18 protein-coding genes are annotated in these 15,328 nt (G+C 56.2%); all 18 read left to right on the top strand.

Going from position 1 to position 15,328, the window contains the following annotated elements:
• Positions 1–106: 106 nt before the first annotated feature.
• The 18 genes from X474_RS05100 (at position 107) to X474_RS05185 (ending at position 15,327) form a co-directional block, all read left to right on the top strand.
• Positions 107–958, top strand: a complete 852-nt coding sequence (locus X474_RS05100) for a hypothetical protein (RefSeq protein ID WP_044347256.1) — start codon at positions 107–109, stop codon at positions 956–958.
• A 17-nt stretch (positions 959–975) separates the two neighbouring features.
• Positions 976–1,335, top strand: coding sequence for a hypothetical protein (locus tag X474_RS05105; protein WP_044347257.1), 360 nt, complete (start codon positions 976–978; stop codon positions 1,333–1,335).
• Positions 1,336–1,344: 9 nt separating this feature from the next.
• Positions 1,345–2,349, top strand: coding sequence for a major capsid protein (locus X474_RS05110; protein ID WP_082464156.1), 1,005 nt, complete (start codon positions 1,345–1,347; stop codon positions 2,347–2,349).
• A 65-nt stretch (positions 2,350–2,414) separates the two neighbouring features.
• Positions 2,415–2,840 carry a DUF1320 domain-containing protein gene (locus tag X474_RS05115; RefSeq protein WP_044347259.1) on the top strand — a complete coding sequence of 142 codons (426 nt, stop codon included), beginning with the start codon at positions 2,415–2,417 and terminating at the stop codon, positions 2,838–2,840.
• A gap of 2 nt (positions 2,841–2,842) precedes the next feature.
• The gene (locus X474_RS05120) at positions 2,843–3,289 is read left to right on the top strand and encodes a phage virion morphogenesis protein (protein ID WP_052514883.1); all 447 of its coding nucleotides are present in this window, start codon (positions 2,843–2,845) and stop codon (positions 3,287–3,289) included.
• Positions 3,286–3,798, top strand: coding sequence for a hypothetical protein (locus tag X474_RS05125; protein ID WP_044347261.1), 513 nt, complete (start codon positions 3,286–3,288; stop codon positions 3,796–3,798). Before X474_RS05120 ends, X474_RS05125 begins: the two co-directional genes overlap by 4 nt.
• Complete coding sequence (locus X474_RS05130; RefSeq protein ID WP_044347263.1) at positions 3,779–4,105, top strand: hypothetical protein; 327 nt, start codon at positions 3,779–3,781, stop codon at positions 4,103–4,105. Before X474_RS05125 ends, X474_RS05130 begins: the two co-directional genes overlap by 20 nt.
• On the top strand, positions 4,102–5,556 hold the full coding sequence (locus X474_RS05135; RefSeq protein WP_044347264.1) for a phage tail sheath family protein: 1,455 nt from the start codon (positions 4,102–4,104) through the stop codon (positions 5,554–5,556). Before X474_RS05130 ends, X474_RS05135 begins: the two co-directional genes overlap by 4 nt.
• 20 nt (positions 5,557–5,576) lie before the next feature.
• The gene (locus X474_RS05140) at positions 5,577–6,101 is read left to right on the top strand and encodes a phage major tail tube protein (RefSeq protein WP_044347265.1); all 525 of its coding nucleotides are present in this window, start codon (positions 5,577–5,579) and stop codon (positions 6,099–6,101) included.
• A 39-nt stretch (positions 6,102–6,140) separates the two neighbouring features.
• A complete protein-coding gene (locus X474_RS05145; RefSeq protein ID WP_044347266.1) occupies positions 6,141–6,404 on the top strand; it encodes a phage tail assembly protein in 264 nt (87 codons plus the stop codon).
• A 150-nt stretch (positions 6,405–6,554) separates the two neighbouring features.
• Positions 6,555–10,454 carry a phage tail tape measure protein gene (locus X474_RS05150; RefSeq protein ID WP_052514884.1) on the top strand — a complete coding sequence of 1,300 codons (3,900 nt, stop codon included), beginning with the start codon at positions 6,555–6,557 and terminating at the stop codon, positions 10,452–10,454.
• Positions 10,447–10,653 carry a tail protein X gene (locus X474_RS05155; protein ID WP_044347267.1) on the top strand — a complete coding sequence of 69 codons (207 nt, stop codon included), beginning with the start codon at positions 10,447–10,449 and terminating at the stop codon, positions 10,651–10,653. The genes X474_RS05150 and X474_RS05155 overlap by 8 nt, the downstream gene beginning before the upstream one ends.
• Positions 10,638–11,651 carry a phage late control D family protein gene (locus tag X474_RS05160; protein ID WP_044347268.1) on the top strand — a complete coding sequence of 338 codons (1,014 nt, stop codon included), beginning with the start codon at positions 10,638–10,640 and terminating at the stop codon, positions 11,649–11,651. Before X474_RS05155 ends, X474_RS05160 begins: the two co-directional genes overlap by 16 nt.
• Complete coding sequence (locus tag X474_RS05165) at positions 11,651–12,190, top strand: phage baseplate assembly protein V (protein WP_052514885.1); 540 nt, start codon at positions 11,651–11,653, stop codon at positions 12,188–12,190. The genes X474_RS05160 and X474_RS05165 overlap by 1 nt, the downstream gene beginning before the upstream one ends.
• Positions 12,183–12,578, top strand: coding sequence for a phage tail protein (locus X474_RS05170; RefSeq protein ID WP_044347269.1), 396 nt, complete (start codon positions 12,183–12,185; stop codon positions 12,576–12,578). The genes X474_RS05165 and X474_RS05170 overlap by 8 nt, the downstream gene beginning before the upstream one ends.
• The gene (locus X474_RS05175; RefSeq protein WP_044347271.1) at positions 12,578–12,910 is read left to right on the top strand and encodes a GPW/gp25 family protein; all 333 of its coding nucleotides are present in this window, start codon (positions 12,578–12,580) and stop codon (positions 12,908–12,910) included. Before X474_RS05170 ends, X474_RS05175 begins: the two co-directional genes overlap by 1 nt.
• The gene (locus X474_RS05180; RefSeq protein ID WP_044347273.1) at positions 12,897–14,018 is read left to right on the top strand and encodes a baseplate assembly protein; all 1,122 of its coding nucleotides are present in this window, start codon (positions 12,897–12,899) and stop codon (positions 14,016–14,018) included. Before X474_RS05175 ends, X474_RS05180 begins: the two co-directional genes overlap by 14 nt.
• Positions 14,011–15,327, top strand: coding sequence for a phage tail protein (locus tag X474_RS05185; protein WP_044347274.1), 1,317 nt, complete (start codon positions 14,011–14,013; stop codon positions 15,325–15,327). The genes X474_RS05180 and X474_RS05185 overlap by 8 nt, the downstream gene beginning before the upstream one ends.
• The last annotated feature ends 1 nt before the right edge of the window (position 15,328 follow it).

The following is a 15,328-nucleotide window of genomic DNA, read 5'->3' on the forward strand; positions in this document are numbered from 1 at the left end:
CTTTTTGCGCAGTGTTCACTGCCGCAGGCTAGCCTGCGGCAGGCAAGAGCGTAACCCGGAACCGTTCCGGGTTACGCCTGATTTTTAAAGGGAATATAGTCGGGACATGAACAACTGGACTGCAATATTTGAGACAGGCAAGCATACCGATTCGGCGGGCGTAGAGCGCGAATTTGACCAGTCTGACCTGGATAAAATCATCGCCTCTTATGAGCCGAAAAAACACGAAGCTCCGCTGGTAATCGGGCATCCAAAAACCAACAGCCCTGCATTCGGATGGGTCGAAAGCCTGAGGCGCAACGGCAATAAGCTGTACGCAAAATTCAAGCAAGTCGGCGATGAAATCAAAGATGCCGTTGCCGCCGGACATTACAAAAAGAAATCAATTTCGCTTTATCCGGACGGCAGTTTGAGGCACGTGGGCTTGTTGGGCGCGGCACCGCCTGCAGTGAAGGGCCTGGGCGATGTGCAGTTCAAGGCTGACGAAGAATACACGGAATATAAATTTGCCGAGGCGGAAGCGGCCAAGGCCAATGAAAGGAATCAGCAAATGGATGAGCTTGAAAAGCTGAAGCAGGACGTAGCCGCCTTGAAAAATCAAGTGTCCGAGGTGGAAGCGGCCAAGGCCAAGGCCGAACAGCGGGCCAAAGCAGCTGAACAGGCCTATGCCGAGCGGGAAAAGGCAGATCAGGCCAAGGCCAGGGAAGCCCGGTTCTCTGAGCTACTCAAGGCAGGAAAGGCTTTACCCGGCGAGAAGGAAGCAATGCTCAACCTGGCCGAAGCCCTGGGCAGCGCCGGGGAGATCGAATTCGCGGAAGGGGAAAAGAAAGCAGCCGAATCTGCTTTCTGGGGCCTATTCGAAGCCCGAAAAGAAAACGGCCTTTTGACTGAATTTGCCGAGCCGGATGCCGAAAATAGTGACAACGGCAGCCGGATAGACCCGGCTAAAACCTTTTAACCCTAAGGAGGTTGAAATTGGCAGATTCCGTTCATAATGCGGTCGTGGGGGGCACCTCCGTATCTGAAGTTGAAATCCTGGGCGGCCCTGGGCCTCATTTCGAAAGGGATTATCCCAAAGGCACCGGCGAGTTGACTGTGGGCCAGCTTGCTGCAATCAGTGATGCAGACGGCCTGGTCTACGCCTATGACCCGGCCGACACAAACCTGGACGTCGTAAAAGGTGTTGTTTCCGCCCCGGCAGAATCAGCCGCGACAAACGTGCGCTTGCTTGTGTTTGGCCACGTTAACCGCGTCCACCTGAAAGTCGGGGCATCAGCCGCAGATGCAGCCGCCCTGCTGGCCTTGGAAGAGCGCCACATTTACCCGGTGGGATAAGGAGCATCCATGTTTATCGTTGATCTAAGCAAATATTTCACCGCTCAAAAAATCGCCAAGCGTTTTGAATCCATGCCGCCTATCAAGTCCACTGTGCTTGATCTGCTTTTTCCCGAGGCCGTGCGCGAGCAGTACGAGTCTCCGGTTATTCCCATATCCGAAATCGCCCAGACGATCAACGTGGTGCCGGTGGTGCACCGTGGGTCTGCATCCATTCCCCTTGACGGCGACACCCAGCTGACCGGCTTTGTCGAGCCTTTGCCCGTGCGAATCCATACGCAGATAAGCGCCAAGGACCTAAACGACATGAAGCTCCTGGGCGAATCCAGCCGCGAGAAATGGGCCAAGCGCCGCCAAGAAAAAATCAGGCGGACAGTGCGGCTCAATACGGAAGTTTTCGCTGCCCAGGCCGTTCTGGACGGGAAAATCAGCTTCCCGCTGTTGCAGTCAAACGGGCAATACCAAATGTACGAAGTAACCTACCAGGGCCAGACCATCCAAAGCGTCAACGTGGCATCCACCTCCAAATGGAACGCAACGGAAGCCACCCTGGTCAAGGTCTATGAGCTCCTGGAAGACATGGCCGACGCCCTGGACAATGAGGGCTACGGCGGAGACAAGGTCACCCTGGCCGGTAAAACGGCCTACAGCGCCTTGTTGGCCCTGATTGAAGACCTAACGGAAAAGCCCAAGGTGCCGGTAAGGGTCTCGGAAAAGGGTGAAATCATCATCGGCGGCCATACCGTCAGGAAGCTGGCTGAAAGCTATCGCAACCCCAAAACCGGGGCGACAGTCAAGAAGCTGGCCGACGGCGAGATCCGCATGATCAGTAAAGGCTACACCAGCCTGTTTTACGCGGCGGTGGACGACCTGGACGCCAACCTCCACGCCATGCCCATGTTCGTCAAACCAATCCCGATCACAGATCCCTCGGGCTACAAACTGGTAGGCGAATCCAAGCCGCTTCCGGCGGTTGCGCCCAAGGCCACCTGCAAGGCGATTGTGATCGCTTAAGGCCCCGTAACCCCAACCAAGCCTTTGCACTAGTACAAAACTAGTGCAAAGGCCGCGAGAAGCCCATGTACGCATCAAAGGCAGACCTGGATAAGCTGATCGCCCCGGACCTGATCGACCAGTTGTGCGATGACGGCCCTGGCGGCCAGGCCCCTGATGATGTGATCGCAGAGGCGATCGAGCAGGCTGACCGTGAAATTGATGCCTACCTGGGCCAGATAAGCCCGGTGCCCCTTTCCCCCGTGCCGCCGATCGCAAATATGATCAGCGCCAAAATCGCAATCTATAACCTGCACCGGAGGCGGCCGCATCTTGAGCTGGGGGAATGGGGCGAAGAATACAAGCGATGCGTAAAGCTGCTTGAAAAAATAGCAAAAAAGGAAATAAGCATCGGGACTCCTGACGACGGGGGAGGGCAAAGCCAGGCAGCCGATCCTGCCCGCATGGCTGTGGTTACGCCCTCCCCCTATTTTGATTTATCGGATTTTTAGCCATGGCCGGAATAACCATCGAACTCGCAGACAGCGAAATCAAACAGGCCCTGCGTGACCTGCGCAGGCTGCTGGCCGACCCTGAGCCCCTTATGGCTGAAATCGGAGAAATCGTCTTATCCCAAGCCCAAGACAGCTTCCGGGAGCAGCAATCCCCGGCAGGCGATGCCTGGCAACCAAGCCAGCGCGCCTTGGAACAAGGCGGGCAAACGCTTATCGATACTGGCCAGCTTTTGGCCTCGCTTAATAACGAAATTGAAGTGATGCCGGATTCGGTCACTGTAGGCAGCTCCAAAATTTACGCCGCCATCCACCAGTTCGGCGGTGATGCCGGGGCAGGCCACAAAGTTCAGATCCCGGCCAGGCCCTATCTGCCGGATGAAGAGACCGTTGACATGGCTGAAATCCGGGCCGCCATAGACGCCCATTTTGAGGAGGCCTACAGGTGATTTACGGGGATTTGATAGCCGTCGAATTCGCGGTCCTGGATGCCTTGGCCGCTGACCAGCAGCTCAAAGCCTGGGGCATCGAGCCGGAAAGCCTGCCCGGCCTGTCCAAACACGATGAACTGGCGCGGCTGTTCCGGAGGCATCCGGCAGCCGGACTTTATACCCCGCGCGGAACTTTTGAGCGAAGCCAGGACGGCAATATCCAATACGAATGCGGCCGCATCCTGATTCTCGCGGCCGGGGCAAACTACAGGAGCCCCTCTGCCCCTCGGGCCGGTGGGCCAAAGCTCCCAGGAGCTAACCACATAATTTCGCGTTGCGCTCAAATCATCACCGCGACCTGGCCGGAGCCCACCGGGAACATAGCTGATATCAAGCCCAAAAACTGGAGCCTGGTTTGGTGTAACCGGCAAATAGCAGTGTGTGTTTTGGAGATTGAAACCAAATTGGCACGCCCCCTCCCACCATCACCACAGGAGATAAAAACCTATGGCGCAAGCTACGAATAAGGAAAAAAAAGAAGCCCAAAAAGCAGCCCCCAGCCCCATGCCCAAAAAGGCGGCCACCACCAAAAAGCCTGCCGGGCCGGTTATTTACATGGGGCCGAACCTGCGCAACTTGATCACTCACGGCCAGGTCTTTATTGACGGCAGCCCGCCGATTCCCGGCGACCTGGTCGAAGTAGCCACCCCGCTGTTTTTGCCGGTTGATGATTTACCCAAAGCCAAGATGGAGCTTTCCAGCACCACGTCTCCCTTAAGCAAGGCCTACGCCAAGGCCAAGGCCGCACTTGAGGAGGGAGGGATTATTAAATGAGCTACAGCCACGGCGTATACGCCAGCCAACTGCCAACATCAATCGTGCCGCCGCGCCGGGTGTATTGCTCCTTGCCCGTGATCATTGGCACCTCACCGGTGCATATGATCTCGGAAGGCATAACCGGCGCTGTGAACGAGCCGGTATTGGCCCACTCCTATGATGAGGCGGTCAAGGCCCTGGGCTATTCGGAAGACTGGGGCAAATACACCCTGAGCGAGGCGATCTACACCTACTTTGCCTTGTACGGGGTGGGGCCGATTGTGCTTATCAATGTGTTTGACCCGGCAACCCACAAGACTGAGGTGACTGACGAGGCCGCGACTTTCGCAGGCGGGATCATCACCCTGGCCAATCCCGGCCTGGTGAGCGATCCGGTTATAAAAAGCTCTGACGGTGTCACCACTTATGTGGCGAACACTGATTACACCTTTGACAAGATAACCGGCGTGATCAGCCTGGTTGAAGGGGGATCAATTACAGCCGGTGCCGAGGTCAAGCTCACCTATTCCTACGGCGACCCCGGCAAGGTAACTTCCAACCAAATCATCGGTGGTGTGAATGCCGAGACTGGGGCAAAATCCGGGTTGGAACTTGCAAACGAGGTCTTCCCGCGCTTTGGCCTGGTTCCTGCTTTGATCCTGGCCCCTGGCTGGAGCCATGATCCGATCGTGGCGGCTGTAATGGCCACCAAAGCAGACAGCCTAAACGGCGGGCATTTCGACGCCATGGCCGTAGCTGACATCCCCTGCGACGCCAGCGGTTGCACCAAATACAGCGACGTAGCTGCCTGGAAAGCCACCAACAACTACACAGACAGCAACCTGGTCGCCTGCTGGCCCATGCTCAAGTTGGGCGACAAGAAGTTTCACCTTTCCACCCAGGCCGCAGCCCTTATGGGCAAGGTGGATGAAGCCAACGACGACATCCCTTATGAAAGCCCCAGCAACAAGCCCCTTGAAATGAACGGGGCCGTCCTGGCGGACGGAAGTGAAGTCTGGCTCGGGCCGGAAAGCGCAAGCTACTTAAACGGCCAGGGCGTAACCACTGCCCTTAACTGGAACGGCCGCTGGACACTTTGGGGCAACCGCACTGCAGCCTATCCAACCATTACGGATGTAAAGGATTCCTTTATCCCTGTGCAGCGCATGTTCCGCTGGAAGGCAAACGAGTTTGTCTTGACCTTCTGGCAAAAAGTCGATCAGCCGATCACAAAGCGCATAGTGGAATCCATTGTTGACTCCGAGAACATCCGCCTAAACGGCCTAGCTGCGCGGGAAGCTATCCTGGGCGGCCGCATTGAATTCCTGGCCGAAGAGAACCCGGTAACCGATTTAATGGACGGCGTCATGGCCTTCCACCTTTACCTCACCCCGCCTTCCCCGGCGCGGGAGATCTCGGCACGGCTTGAATACGACCCCGGTTATCTTTCCACCCTGTTTGCCCGTTAGCCCGAGAGGAGAACTGAATTATGGAAAAAGGCAAGATACCCCAAATATTGAATAACTTCAGGGCATATGCCGACGACGGCGCACTTCTCGGCACAGTGGATGTGGAGCTTCCGGAGTTGGAGGCCATCACCGAAGAGATCAAGGGTGCGGGCATTGCAGGCACAGCTGATATGCCGATCCAAGGGCATTACGGTGCGCTTACCCTGAAGCTGAACTGGCGCACCACAACTGATGCCCAACTTGCCATGACTGCGCCCAAGGCACACAAAATCGAACTGCGGGGCTCGGTGCAGACATATGACAGTACAAACGGCACCTACGCCACCACCCCCTTGAAAATAGTCACCAAGGCCATCCCCAAAAAGACACCCCTGGGCAAGCTGGCCAGCGGCGAAAAAATGGACGCAGGCAACGAATTCGAAGTGATCTATCTCAAGCTTTTGCTTGCGGACAAAGAATGGATTGAAATTGATAAGCTCAATTTTATCTGCAAAATCGACGGCAAAGATTACCTGGAGAGCGTGAGAAGCGATTTAGGAATTTAAGCCCAGCCTGCCATTTGAAATGAGAAAGGACAACGGAAAATGATCACCGTGAAGCTAAGCGCGCCGGTTGTCTGGGACGAAAAGAAGCATGACAACCTTGACCTGGACTTTGAAAGGCTCACTGGCCGGGATCTGATTGAAGCCGAAAGCGCCCGTGATGCCATCAACGCCGCAGGCAGCCAGGTGGGCTATGGCCTTTGCCTGGCGGCCAAGGCCCTGAAAAGGCCGGTTGACGATTTGTTGGATCTCCCCGCCAGAGATGCCAACGCCGTGGCAGCGGAAGCCATATCTTTTTTGCTCTAATCGCCTGGCCCGGCAGGCAAGATGCCTTTGTCCTGGCCCTGGCCCTGGCCAGGGCGGGCTATGGCAATGCGCCTGGCTGGCTCCTGGTGCCGGCCAATGAACTGACCGACTGGGCAAATGCCGCCCTAACCCTAAGTAATAAGAGATAATGTGGAAAAGAGACTTGCTTTCATAATCGGGCAAAAAGGAGCCCGTAAAACTGCCGCTGCATTCAAGCAGGTGAGCGAATCCATTTTCTCAACCGAAAAAAGGGCGCTTGCCTCAGATCGGGCAAACGCAAAGGCCAGGCAGGCCTGGGGCGCAAGCAATGCCGAACTTAAGCGGACAGGCAAAGCCCTGGGTAAGACCAACCATGCCATAAATAATCAAACAAAAGAGCTACAGCACTTAAGCCGGGAAAACAAAGACGCTGCCCAGGCTTTGCGCTCTTCCGGCATTGCGGCCAAACTTTCAGGCGGTAAATTCCAAGGCCTGCAATCCAGGCTGCATGAGTCATCCCGCCAAGCCGGGCAGATTCAAGGCTACCGAAACCTTAAACGTGAGCTGAAGGCCCTTAAAACCGAAGCCAAAGCAGGTGGAATCAGCGCCACCCACGCCAAAAAGGCCTGGCGCGCCAAGGCAGATGAACTCCGGAAAACAAGCACAGCTTTAAAGCGGGCAGGCATAGACACAAAACGCTTATCAACCCACGAAAAGCGGCTGGCGAGCGATATAAAGAAAACCAACCAGGCCATGGCGGCCCAGATTGCCAAGGCTGGAAAACTGGCCGCTGCCCAAGCCAAGGCCGCCAAGGGCCGCCAGATTCGGCAAAGCGCAGCCTCTGATATCACCGGCCTGGCCGTGGCCGCAGCGCCGATTATTGGGGCAGGAAAAGTTGCCATCGATATGGAATCAGCCATGGCTGATGTCCGGAAAGTGGTTGATTTTAAGGGCTATGAAGGCGGCATAGCTGCGTTTCAAAAAGAGTTGGTCAAGTTAAGCGCAAACAAAATACCGCTTAAAGCGACAGAACTAGCAGCCATAGCCGCTGCAGGCGGTCAGCTTGGAGTCGCGGCCAAAAATCTTAGGCCATTTGTCACAACTACCAGCAAAATGTCCGTTGCCTTTGATATGGCCGCTTCAGAGGCTGGTGAAGCGTCTGCAAAACTTTCCAATGTTTACGGCATCCCCATTGGGCAAATAGAGCTTTTGGGCGATGCGGTAAACCATCTCTCAGACAACACCGCCGCCAAATCCCGCGAAATAGTCGCGGCAATGCTGCGTATCGGATCAACCAGTAAACAGTTCGGCCTTTCTGCGGCCAATAGCGCGGCTTTGGCTGATGCATTTATAGCCCTGGGCAAGCCACCGGAAGTCGCAGGCACGGCAATCAACAGCATGTTGACAAAGTTGATGACTGCAGACAAGGGCAGTGCTGCTTTTAAGCGGGCGTTAAGCGCGATCGGAATGGATGCCTATGAGCTGAAAGACGCCATTAAAAATGATGCCCAGGGGGCATTGATGGAATTCCTGGAAGCGTTGGAAGGGGCTGATCCCGACCAAAAAATGGGAATCCTGGTTGATTTGTTTGGCCGCGAGTTTGCCGATGATATAGCCACGCTCGTAGGCAGCATGGATCAATACAAAAAAGCCGTAGGCCTGGTCGCTGATAAAACCAAATACGCCGGTAGCATGCACCGGGAATTTGGAAACCGAGCTTCAACCACGGCCAACAAGCTGATCATGCTGACCAATAAGTTTACTGCCGAAGTCTTGGGCTTTGGCGGTGGGCTTAAACCCACTCTTGATTCGGCCATCGACGGAATCGGCGGCATCCTGGACAAAATCGCCGCCCTGAGGGCTGAGTTCCCCTTACTCACCGGTGCCGTACAAAAGACCGTCGCTGCACTGATCGGCGGCGTTGTCGCGTTCAAGGCACTCAAAATGGCTGGAAAGTTTTTCGGCGGTGGGCTTAAGGAGATGTGGCACGGCGGCAAGGCCCTGGGCTACCGGTTTGGCCTGGGCGGCAAGAAAGGGCGTACAGGCCGGGCCGGGCGTAAGGGGAGAGGTGATTTAGTCGGAGCCCTGACCGGTGGGGTGAGTGGCGCTGCGCCGGTTTTTGTGACCAACTGGCCAGGTGGTATGGGCGATGGGTTGGCCGCAGACCTGCCGGGAGAAGGTGGTAAGAAAAAAGGCAAAACCAGGGGTAAAAAGCGCTCATTACGCTCCCGTGCACGCACCCGTTTTCGGGCAGGCAGGCGCAGCCTTGGCCGAAGGCTGGGCGGCCTGGCCAGTGCGGCCAGGGGTGCCGGGGCCTGGGCAACCGGGGCGGCAGGCAGCCTGGCTATAAATGCGGCCACCTCCGGTTCAGGGGCCAAAGTCGCGGCTAACACCGCCATAAAAGCAGCTAGTTCTGCCGGAAAAATCGCATCCAAGGCAGTGGGCAAAAGTGTTGCCAAGGTCGCGGCCAAAACCGGGGCCAAGGCCCTGGGCAAGTCCGCCCTGAAAAAGATCCCCGGCGTAGGGCTGATTGCAGGCGCGGCCTTTGGCCTTGAACGGGCGCTAAGCGGTGATTTTTTGGGCGGGCTCATGGAAGTGGGTTCGGGCCTGGTGAGTTTGATACCGGGCATCGGCACTGCTGCATCTTTAGCTATTGATGCCGGGCTGGCAGCCAAGGACATTACATCCGCACCCACATCGGCAGAGGAAGCTCTGGAAGAACCGGTTGCGAATAAAAAACCGGTTGCAGCTCAAATTAAAGCCAAGCCTGAGGCAAAAAAAGAAGCAGCCAAGGCGGAACAGCCCAAGCCAAAGGCAACAGAAAAACCCACACCGGCGCACCCCATTCCCGGCCTGACGCTTCTCACAGGCTCTATTGCCGGGCTCCAACATGTCCTGGGTATTGACCTAGTCAACGCCATTTCAGCGTTAAAAGAAAAAATAACCCTGCGCACAAACCAAGAAGCAAAGCCAAAGCTGGCCACCACCCAAGCCCAGGCCAAACCCAAGCCCATGGCGGTGAACATCTCGACCGGCCCCAAAAAAGAGGCCAAGAAAACCAGTAGCCCCATACCCTCCGTTCCCGGCCTGGCCCTTATTACCGGCTCATTACTTGGCCTTAAAAATGTCCTTGGCATTGACCTGGTCAACACTGTCATGGGCCTTCGGGAATACAAGGCCACGGCATTGGAACGACGGGCACCGGTGGCCGCTATCCAGGCCAAACCCAAGCTCATGCCGGTAAACCTTTCTACCGGCCCTAAAAAAGAGACCAAGAAAACCAGTAGCCCCATGCCCTCTGTTCCCGGCCTGGCCCTTATTACAGGCTCATTGCTTGGCCTTAAAAACGTCCTTGGCATTGACCTGGTCAACGCTGTCATGGGCCTTCGGGAAAATAAGGCCACGGCATTGAAACAACAGGCACCGGTAGCCGCAACCCAAGCCAAGCCCAAGCCCATGGCGGTGAACCTTTCGCCCGGCCCCAAAAAAGAGGCCAAAAAAACCAGTCGCCCCATGCCTTCTATTCCCGGCCTGGCCCTTATTACCGGCTCATTGCTTGGCCTTAAAAATGTCCTTGGCATTGACCTGGTCAACGCTGTCATGGGCCTTCGGGAATACAAGGCCACTGTATTGAGCCAACAAATACCGGTAGGCACCACCCAAGCCAAGGCTAAGCCCCTGCCCATCGCAGCCAAGCCAGCAACCCAGATTGAACCAAATAAACACCTTAGTTTTATTGGCAATATTCCAGGGTTGGCTCAATTAAATACAACTTTGGCAAAATTGAGCCACCTGATAAAGCCCGAGCCGCCCATCCAAGGGCAAGGCAACATAATCACTGAGGCGATTTCCCAGCCAACGCCGATATCACAGATGATTGATCGGCTCCACAGCCCAGGGCCTATCGAGATAGCCCTGGACTATCACCCAACTATCCATGCACCGGGCGAAGACACAAAATCAATAAACCGGGCCTTGGTAAACGATCGGGTGGAGCTTACCCGCCTGGTCGAACGAACAATTGAATCCGTATTCTCACGACAAACCAGGTTGGGGGTGGGCAATGCCTAAGTCCTACAACACCACCCAGGGCCAGGCCTGGGACCAGATCGCCGCAGAGCTGTGGGGGCGCGAAGACCATTTGCACCACCTTTTGGCTGCGAATCCAAAACACCGCCACCTGCAGATCCTGCCTGCTGATCTCAAGCTGAATGTGCCGGATATATCAATCCCCGCCGAAGAGGAGCCGCCGCCATGGCAGAAAAGATAGCCAGAAAGGCCCGCTTGGAACTGATCTACCGGGGCGTGGATCTGGGTGAGCATTGCCTACTCGCGGATTACACAGATCACGCCCACGGCCAGCTGGATGAACTCTGCGCGCACTTGGAGGACAGGGACCGGAAATGGCAAGGCCCCTGGCGGCCTGCCAAAAGCGAGGTGGTCCGAGCGGTTATCCATTGCCACGACTGGTTTGTTCCAGGTGATCACCTGGTTTTGAATTGTGGGGAGTTTGAAATCCAGGGGATCTGCCTCTCCGGCCCGCCCGACACAGTGGAGATCCGCGCGGTGAGCCGCCGGGTTTCCAGGAACGCTCAAGCCCAAAAGAAAAGCAAGGGTTGGGAAAATGTGGATCTGAAGGCAATCGCCGGGGCTGTTGCTGCCAATGCTGGCCTGGCCCTGGCCTGGGAGGGCAATAACCCCCATTACGAGCGGGAAGACCAGCGCGAAGAATCAGACATGGCCTTTCTACGCCGCCTCTGCCTTGATGCGGGCAACAGCATCAAAATCGCAGACAGCCAATTGATAGTGTACTCCGGCAAAAGCTTTGACCAGCGCGGCCCGCATGGCCAAATCAAGCGCGGCGAAACCTGGCTGATTGATTACCGATTCGATGCCCAAAGCTTTGACAAATACAAAGGCTGCGAGGTGAGTTATTGGCACCCCGACCTGCGCCTTATGATTAAAGGCGAATGCTTCCCAGCCGATGCCCCGCCCACAGGTGAAGTCCTGAAAATCAACCAAGAAGTCAAAACCGAAGCCGAGGCCAACGCCCTGGCTGCCTCAAACCTCCGTCGGAAAAACCGCTCTGAAGTAAAGGCCGATTTCACCCTGATGGGTGATCCCCGATTGCGGGCTACTCAGGTGCAAGAGGTTAAAGGCTTCGGCAAATACGACGGCCGCTATTTTGTGGACGAAGCCCGGCATACGGTGGACGGCAGCGGGGGCTACACAACCGCGCTTAAGGCCAGAAAGGTAATCGGATACTGATGATCGCCTTGGACTCAATAGAGCGCCGCTTGACCGCCTTGGAAGGTGCCATGCACCAAGTGCTTAGAATCGGCGTGGTCACCTTGCAGCTTCCCGAAAAGGGCAAGGTGCGGGTGCGGCTCATAGATGCCGATTGCCTGGAAACCTATGAGCTTACAGTGCTTTATCCGGCCACCTATATGGATAAGGCATACAGGATGCCGGACATCGATGAGCAGGTGGTCTGCCTGTTTGTTCCCTTTGCCGACGGCCTGCAAAAGGGGTTTGTCCTTGGCGCTATCTATTCAGACCCAGACCCTGTGCCGGTCTCCTGCCCAAACAAAACCCACATGCGATGGGTGGACGGAACCTGGATGGAATACGACCGGGCCGAAGGCAAGATGCAGATCCATTGCCGAGGCAAACTGATCATTGCGGCGGGCGAAGGCGTGGAGTTCCTAACCCCCGTCGTGCGCCTGCCCTACCAAATGACCGGGCCGGGCGAGCCGGATTTGAAGCCCATTGAAGTAATCCACCAGGAGACCGAGTGCGATGGCTAAGGGCGATCAAATAGGGGCATTCGGCCCAATCTGCTTTGAAACAAGCATGGCCCACATCCGCACTTTTGAGGATTTGCGGGAGGAAAACCGGGCCAGATACGCCACCCACGATGTGTTGAATCTGGAACAAAAGCTCCAATTCCTGGGACTGGAATTAATCAAGGTTGGGCTGGCCATGAAATTCCACCAGGCGTTCTGCGTTCCCCAAGACGAGCTAACCCGGCTAAGGCAAGTAGTGCGTGACCACAAGGCCCACACCCTGATGATAGGCGGGCTGAATCTGGGTGAATTCGTCCTGGAAGAGTTAACCGGCACATGGACCAGAGTGGCAAATGACGGCGTGCTCTTATTCGCCTCAGCCGATGTTCGGCTCAAGGAGTACAGGTGATGGCGGAATTATTAGTTGATTCAAGCCCCAGACCCATTGAGTTCGCGCCCGGCGACCTGGTCACCGACGTGGCCCAGAATGTCCGCATGATCATAACCACACCCAAAGGCAGCGTGCCGCTTGACCGTGATTTTGGCCTTGACTTTGGCCTGATTGATCAGCCCGCCCCCAGGGCCAAGGCTTTGTTAGGGGCTGAGATTGTTGACCAGGTACGGAAATACGAACCAAGGGCCAAGGTTCTGGCCGTGAATTGGCAGGAAATTGAGGTTGAAGCCATGGGCGGCAGGTTGACTCCGATCGTGAAGATTGAGGTGCAGGATGAACCTGAATAGCCTTCCAGAAATCGCATTTTGTGAAACCGATGCGGCCAAAGTGGAAGCCGCAGTGATCGCGGACTACGAACGGATCACCGGCAAGGCCCTGTATCCCGGTGCGCCGGAGCGGCTTTTTTGCGAAGCTGTGGCCTATGTAATCGCGTTGCAGCGGTTCCAGATTGATTATGCGGGCAAAATGAACCTGGTGACATATGCCGATTCCGGCTACCTGGATCACCTTGGCGCGCTTTTGAACACCACCCGCCTGGGGGAATCACCGGCCAGCACCACCCTGCGCTACAGCCTGGCCAGCCCTTTGAACTGGGATGTGGTGATATACCAGGGCAGCCGGGTTACAGCCGACGGCTCGCTTTATTTTGCCACCGACCAAGAGGCGGTTATCCCGGCCGGGCAGAACAGTGTTGAGGTGGTCGCCACATGCCAGGCCCTTGGAACCGTGGGCAACGGCTTTCAGCCTGGCCAGCTTAACCAAATGGTTGACCGCCCAACCTACGTGGCCACAGTGGTCAACACCGCCATCTCCCTTGGCGGTGTTGACTCTGAAAGCGACGCCCGCTTTCGCGGCCGGGTGCAGCTTGCCCCGGAGCGGCTATCCTGCGCCGGGCCAAAAGACGCCTACCGATACCACGCAATGAGCGTGAGCCAGGCCATTTCCGATGTGGCCGTCTGGAGCCCTGCGCCTGGCAAAATTTCCGTATCCCCGCTGCTGGCAGGCGGCGAGATGCCCACCCCGGAGATCATTGCCGCAGTAGCCGCCCAAATGGGTGACAAAAAAGTGCGGCCCCTCACCGACCTGGTCACCGTCCATTACCCTGATGCAGTGCCTTACAGCATCAACGGCAAATACTGGGTATTGACCAGCTATGCCAACCAAGCCGCAGCCATTGAGCGCAGGGTGATAGCCGAGGTGGATAACTACATTGCCTGGCAAAAGGCGAAACTCGGCCGCAGCATCCGCCCAAGTGAGCTGATTGCTCAAATCCAATCGATTGACGGCATCCAGCGGGTGGAGGTGGCCACCCCGGAATTCCAAAGCCTGGAACCCTGGCAAGTAGCCCAGGCCGAAAGCGCATCTATTATATATGGAGGGCTGACCAATGAGTGACACCCTCCAAAGGTTGCCCCCCCCCAGCATTTCTAGCGACGGCCAAATCCAGGCCGCAGCCGACGGTAGTGGCGTACAGCTTGATTCCGTTGCCAAAGCCATCGGAAATATCCACATCTGGTCCCGCCTGCCCGAGCTTAGTGAAGACCTCCTGGACCACCTGGGTTGGGGGCTGCACATTGATGGCTGGGAATACGCGGATTCCAAGGCAAAAAAGCTTTGGCTGGTCGAAAATGTTTACGACTGGCACCGATTCAAGGGCACCGAATACGGGTTGGCCTTGTATTGGCGGGTGCTGCTTAACCGCGAACTCCTGGCTGCGTCACCGCCCACAAAATCCTTTTGTGGGGCTTCGCTCACGAATGAAGAGCGCCAGGCATTTGAAGCGCCGCATCCTGAAATCAGGGTCTATCCCTTTAGAAATTTGGGGCAAAAGTGCGGACTGGTTTGCGGCGGCTGTTTGGGAAATCCAGGGGCCGACTTAGCCCGCTACCCCAACACCTCGGACGCCCTTTTGAGGATAGGCCAAAAAGTTGAACTGCATGATCCCCTGGACGGCAGCGTGACCGACTTACACAGCCTCTTGATTGAGCGCGAAAACGTGGAGCGCATCGGCCAGGAGGTGGTGGAGATCCGCAAGCCCACCACCAATCGGGGACAAGTTTGCGGCCGGGTATTAAAAGGCTGTGTGATTGATCATCAGGCCTGCCTGCGTTTCTATACGCTAAAGCTCAACCGGGCTTACAGGAATGAAATTGAACGCCGTCACACCTTGGCCATTAAGCCCAGCCTTGACCCAATCAGCATTTACCCCCGTGAAATTTACCAGCCTGCACCGGCGTATGGTGTGTTCCCGACGAACCGATGGACCGATGTTTATCCGGACACCAACCGCTGCATTTTGAACAAAACATGTTTAAAACCCAGCACAGCGGCAGAACGCGTATATAAAAGCGCCCGCCTTTTTGATCCGGCCCGGGCCGTCCCCCGTGCTCGCCGGGCTATCAAATTTACAGGCCGGTTTTGCCTGAGCGGCCTGCCCGCCCATACGGCAAGCGTAGCCGTGGATGCAACAGCCAGAAGGCGGGGCAAAGGCATGCACTTAGGGACTGGAATTACCCGCACAAACCACGCCTACACATCCTCAGCCAAAAAGCGCATAGACCAGATATGCAACGTTGCCCGCCTGTCCAAACGGGCTTCAGACAAGCTCTTACTGTCAATCACAAATCATCGTGTAGTCAAAGCAAGCTCCGGCGTTTTGGCGGGTAGCGCAAAAGCCGGTGATTACCAGATGGAGGTTTTTTAGT

Source organism: Dethiosulfatarculus sandiegensis, assembly GCF_000931935.2.
Taxonomy (GTDB): domain Bacteria; phylum Desulfobacterota; class Desulfarculia; order Desulfarculales; family Desulfarculaceae; genus Dethiosulfatarculus; species Dethiosulfatarculus sandiegensis.